Annotated in this window: 2 protein-coding genes and 1 pseudogene; all 3 read left to right on the top strand. The window is 64.5% G+C overall.

The annotated features are described in order from the left end of the window. The first annotated feature begins 1064 nt into the window (after positions 1-1064). Positions 1065-2201: a YcjF family protein gene (locus ACFQO7_RS37605; RefSeq protein WP_376810869.1), complete on the top strand. Its 1137-nt coding sequence runs from the start codon at positions 1065-1067 to the stop codon at positions 2199-2201. An 18-nt stretch (positions 2202-2219) separates the two neighbouring features. Then, a complete protein-coding gene (locus ACFQO7_RS37600) occupies positions 2220-3107 on the top strand; it encodes a ribonuclease HI (protein WP_376810868.1) in 888 nt (295 codons plus the stop codon). A gap of 623 nt (positions 3108-3730) precedes the next feature. Further along, positions 3731-4024: pseudogene (locus ACFQO7_RS37595) on the top strand (transposase); the annotation flags it as partial. Positions 4025-4096 lie beyond the last annotated feature (72 nt).

The raw sequence follows: 4096 nt of genomic DNA, 5'->3' as shown, positions 1-4096 counted from the left end.
CGAGGTGGGGACTTTCACTGGCCACCAGCGGTGACACTTCCATGGCCACGGACATGTGTCGCGGCCTGTCCGGCCGGGGTCGAACCCAAATGCGCAGATAGCGATGATCGGTCTCACAAGTATGGTGGTGTGGAAACTGACGGCCGATCTAAAGAAGATCAGGCGACGTCGAAACGAACGGGCGGCTGGCCTCCAAGCCGAGCGGTCGGGCACAGGCCGAGACAGGCGGTCGTTGTCCGCAAACCGGCTGGCCTCCGTGGTGGTGAGGGCTCCCTGAGAATCCGTTGATCGGTCAGCTGGGCTGGACTTGCCAACGATCTTCTTCGAGCCGGCGGCTCGAAGGGCAGGGCACGGCTACGTCCGCGGATCGCGGACGTCGTCGGACCGTCCATTCCCAACTGTTACGCCGATGCCGGGGCGGCGCCGATGCGTGGTCTTCTTTTCCTTCTGCATAGTGCGTAGAGAAAGCCGCATCGTATTTCGGGGAGGGCACTTGTCCCGCGTTCCGCAGTTCGTAGGCAAACGGAAGATGTGATCATGTATCTGACCAGGTGAGAAGCGTTCGTCGACGCGAGGAGGCGTGTGCCTACGGCATTCCTGGCATATCGGGCGGCGAATCGGATTTATGTGCTTGAACTGCGCAAACTTTGTTCGCAATCAAGCCCCGCCGCCAGACGCCTGGACATCTCGCGATTCCGATTCTCTCACGCCTCGTGCGGCCACAATGGACACCTGCCACCGCCAGCGCCGCCGGCATCTCGATAGGATGTCCCGTAATACGCCCTGCTCACGGGCCCACAGACCAGCCAGCCAGACCGGAAATCACGTCAAAGTTTGAGGTGATTGTCCGGTACGCGCCGGAAAAATCTGGTCAAAGCAGTACACGGACGTGGGCACACGAGGGTTCAGTTGCGCATGTCGATTTGCACTGGTCAGCTGCCAGTTTCCGAGATGCATTTGCTTACGAACTGCGGAACGCGGGCTTGTCCACGCCATGGCACGTTCCAGGAGCCGGTGGCAGCAAGCCGCGGTCGGGGAACCCGTTCGACGACGTCGAATGGGTTATGGGCAAGCTCAACGCTGCGATTGACAGCGAGTTCAGCAAGCTGGGCGAGCTCAACCTGATGATCCTGGGTCGCGTGGGAGCTGGCAAGACCACCCTGGTAAACACCGTGTTCGGCGCGGAATTGGGGGTGACCGGTGTCGGCGGTCGTTCGGTGACCCAGCACATCGACCTGCACCGCCCCGAAGGCAGCCTCGTCGGCATCTTCGACACCAGGGGCCTGGAGATGGGCCCGTACAGCGAGGACATCCTGCGGGAGATCCGCGAGCTCGTCACCGAGACCAAGGCTGGCAAGGCCCACCCGGTCCACGCGATCTGGTACGTCGTGAACTTCGCCGACAGTCGCTTCGAGGAGATGCAGGAGACGTTCGTCCGCGAGCTCGGCGATTCCGGCTTGCCCGTGATCCTGGTGATGAGCAAGGTGCCGCTGCTGCCTGGCGGCGGTGCCATCGCCCCGGAGGCGCTCGAGTTCGGCAAGAAGATCGAGGACCTCGACCTGCCGCTGTCGCCGAGCAACCGGGTCGTGTTCACCTCCGCGATCGCGACGCCCTGGTGGCCGGCGCACGGCGTGGCCGAGCTGATCAACCTCACCGCCGAGGTGCTGCCTGAAGCCTCCCGCCGGACCCTGGAGGCCTTGCAGAAGTACGACCTCGCGCACAAGCGCAAGAAGGCCTGGGCCACCATCGGAACAGCTGCCACCGCTGCGGCCGGGATCGGGGCGGTGCCCATCCCGCTGGCCGACGCGCCCTTCATCGCCGCGACGCAGATTACGATGATCGGCACCATCGCCGTGCAGTACGGCCTGAACCTGCCCAAGAAGCGCATCGCCGCACTGGTCGCCGCCGCGCTCGGGCCCGGCGCGGCAACGCTGATCGGCCGGTACGCCGCCACCGGGCTCATCAAGCTGGTGCCCGGCGTCGGCAGCGTGGCGGGCGCGCTGTTCAACTCCAGCACCGCCGCGATGCTCACGGTCGCCATGGGGCGGGCATGGATGGAGGTTTGCGAGTCCCTGCAGTCTGAGGACGGGACGGTGCCGCAGGAGGTCGATATCGACGACCTCAAGCGGCGATTCGCAGACGCCTTCCAGCGGGTCAAGGACGACGATGCTGGCAATAAGCAGCCGGGCCTGGCGGCGTAGTCAGCGATGGAAGGAGGAATGACTGACGAAGACCACGAGCTGATGGCCCGCCTTTGCGGCAGATGCAACCTTGTCGTCCTGCACTCAGGAGCCGACCAGTGGGTGCACCAGGCGGCAGCGGTAGCCAAGTTTACCGGCCGGGCGTGTGACGGGCCGGTCCCGGGCAGGCCCGCGAAGCCGCGGGAGGTGCGCTTCGGGCTCGGCACCGACGTGGATAAGGACGCCCAATCGCTGCGGGGTGTCCTGCCGGGCTTTCAGGTCGCCGCCGGTGAGGCCGTTATTCTCGGCACGGACGGCGCCTACAAAGAGGTGACAGTCGGCGACTCAGTGTTGCGACCACTCTGCTGGGGATACATTGCCGACAACGGAATTTACGGCTGCGGTGCCGCGCGTATCCCCGGTCGCATCGTAGGCGATCGCGTCCTTCAAACCGAACTGCGGGCGATCTGGTGGTCGTTGCGCGAGCTACTGCCGACCCACCCGACCACCATTGTCAGCGACTCTCAGGACGCCATCGAACTCGTGGAGGACTGGCGGCATGGAGGTGAACGCATGCCTCGCGGCTACACCCTGCAGCGCGTGTCCGACCGCAAAGCCACGATCCTTCAGCTGGCCCACCTGGTTACCCAGCACGCTGACCTGATTAGTACGCAGTGGGTACGAGGCCACAGCGGCTATCACCTCAATGAGGGCGCAGACGCCCTTGCCAAGATCGCGAGATTATGGGCGACAAAGACCGTCACCAAGGATCAGGTTCGAATGGATGCCGAGAACATCGCCCGCGACGTCCTCGCCCGGCATCGGGCGCGGACCGGGACAAGACTGCATCCGGCGGAACGAATCCGGCCGCATTGTTCGCCGATGCTTGGCGTCGCTAAGCCGAACCCTGACGAGCCCCATTCGTGATTCCCCCGGCCATCCCGATGTCGGTGCACGCCGTCATGGCGTTAGAGTCTAGAGTCACAACTGCCGCGTTGATGCCTGGGTCCCTCGGCGGTCATGCCTGGTGGCGGTTTATTTCTTCCGTCAATTACGGCGGCATTGAGTCCTCTTGCTGCCCGCCGGGGCGATTATCGCGCTACTAATACGGCAGCGGCACATGCTCCGTATGCAGGCCAGATGGCTTGAACGCCGTCAGCGGGGACACACCCAGCCGCCGCGCCGTTCAGCCGTCGGGAGAGCGCACGGGTCCTGCTCCGCGGGCTGTGGTTGATTCCGCACGACGAGCATTATGAGAAGCGCCAGTCCGGCCAAGAAGAACGCTGCAGCCATTGCCCACGTGCTCTTCCTGCCCACTTTGCCTCCTCAGCTGTGCGTTCTTGCGATGGTACGACGCCAGGACGAGGCGGCCGTCGATGCAAGGTTGCCCTGTGGGCTGGTCTGGACCATGCGTGATCTGGGCGTGTGCCGGAGCGAGGGACTGCGGGGACACGGAGGCGGCCACCGCGAGATCATCGTCTGTTGTGGACAAACCGAATAGCTTCGTGGTGGCCGCTGGCCATAGCGTAAACCCCGCCGCGTGGTGGCAGGTGTTCGAGGACGTACTGACCCGCATCGGCGCGCATTTCGCCCGCTCGGAGCCCCGGCGCACCGTGCGTGAGCTGTTGTTGGGGCTGCTGGCGCCGATGGAGCGCAAGAACGGATGGTGGCTGGCCGAGCACGCCGGCCACGCCGGCCCGGATCGGATGCAGCGCCTGCTGCGCACCGCGGTGTGGGACACCGACGCCGTGGCCCGGGACCTGCGCGCCTTCGTGGTCGAGCATCTGGGCCACCGCGACGGGATCCTCGTGGCCGACGAGACCGGCTACCTGAAGAAGGGCGTCTAATGCCGATATCGGCATTAGCCTCGGTCTTTCATGAGTAATAGATCTTGGATTGAGGTCGACTAGCTTGAT

Source organism: Catellatospora aurea (genome assembly GCF_042663325.1).
GTDB classification, from domain to species: Bacteria; Actinomycetota; Actinomycetes; order Mycobacteriales; family Micromonosporaceae; genus Catellatospora; species Catellatospora aurea.
This window is presented reverse-complemented; position numbering and strand designations above follow the sequence as displayed.

Excerpts from the sequence above, each read along its gene's own strand:
- ACFQO7_RS37605 (WP_376810869.1), top strand. The coding sequence starts at position 1,065 with ATGGGCAAGCTCAACGCTGCGATTGACAGCGAGTTCAGCAAGCTGGGC.
- ACFQO7_RS37600 (WP_376810868.1), top strand. The coding sequence starts at position 2,220 with ATGACTGACGAAGACCACGAGCTGATGGCCCGCCTTTGCGGCAGATGC.